This is a genomic window from Streptomyces sp. NPDC092296 (genome assembly GCF_044755465.1).
In the GTDB taxonomy this organism is placed as follows: domain Bacteria; phylum Actinomycetota; class Actinomycetes; order Streptomycetales; family Streptomycetaceae; genus Peterkaempfera.
In genome coordinates this window covers 1-1,051 of record NZ_JBIVRB010000040.1, presented here as the reverse complement: position 1 = coordinate 1,051, position 1,051 = coordinate 1, and the positions used below count along the sequence as shown (strand labels likewise).

At 69.9% G+C, this 1,051-nt stretch carries 1 protein-coding gene; it reads left to right on the top strand.

Annotated elements, in window-relative coordinates:
• Positions 1–1,051: amino acid adenylation domain-containing protein (locus tag ACIQGZ_RS29585; RefSeq protein WP_402607826.1), on the top strand; the 1,051-nt coding region annotated here is incomplete at both ends.

Below are 1,051 nucleotides of genomic sequence, written 5' to 3'. Positions count from 1 at the left end.
GACCCCGACCTCCCCACCGAACGCGCCACCCACATCCTCACCGACACCCGCACCCACCTCCTCATCACCACCCACGACCTCCTCAACCAACTCCCGACCAGCGACATCGAGCCGATCGTGGTGGATCGGTTGCCGGAGCCGGACGAGGGGGAGTGGCAGCCGCCCGCCACCACGGCGGACAACCTGGCCTACACCCTCTACACCTCCGGCTCCACCGGCCGCCCCAAGGGCGTGGCCGTCACCCGCGGCGCCCTGGAGAACGTCCTCGCCGACATGGCCCAACGCTTCGAGATCACCCCCAGCGCACGCGTCCTGGCCCTGACCACCTTCGGCTTCGACATCTCCAACATCGAGATCTTCCTCCCCCTCCTCACCGGCGCCCGCCTCATCCTCGTCCCCCGCGAAACCCTCCTCGACCCCAAACAACTCACCCACCTCATCGACCACACCGGCGCCACCTTCCTCCAAGCCACCCCCACCTTCTGCCAAACCCTCACCACCGAAGAACCCCACGCCCTCGCCGGACTCCACGTCCTCATGGGCGGCGAACCCATCCCCGCCCCCCTCGCCGACGCCGTACGCGACACCGCCTGGGACCTCACCAACGGCTACGGCCCCACCGAAACCACCATCTACTCCGCCGCCGGCACCGCCGACGGACCCCCCGGCACCACCCCCCACATCGGCCGCCCCATCACCGGCACCACCCTCCGCATCCTCGACAACCACCTCCAACCCACCCCACCCGGCACCCCCGGCGAGCTCTACATCTCCGGCACCGGCCTCGCCCGCGGCTACCTCCACCGCCCCGACCTCACCGCCGAACGCTTCACCGCCGACCCCCACGGCACCCCCGGCACCCGCATGTACCGCACCGGCGACCTCGCCCGCTGGACCCCCCACGGCACCATCGACTACCTCGGCCGCACCGACAACCAAGTCAAAATCCGCGGCTTCCGCATCGAACCCGCCGAAATCGAAACCACCCTCACCACCCACCCCCACATCACCCAAGCCGCCGTCACCATCCACGAAGACCCCCCCGGCAACA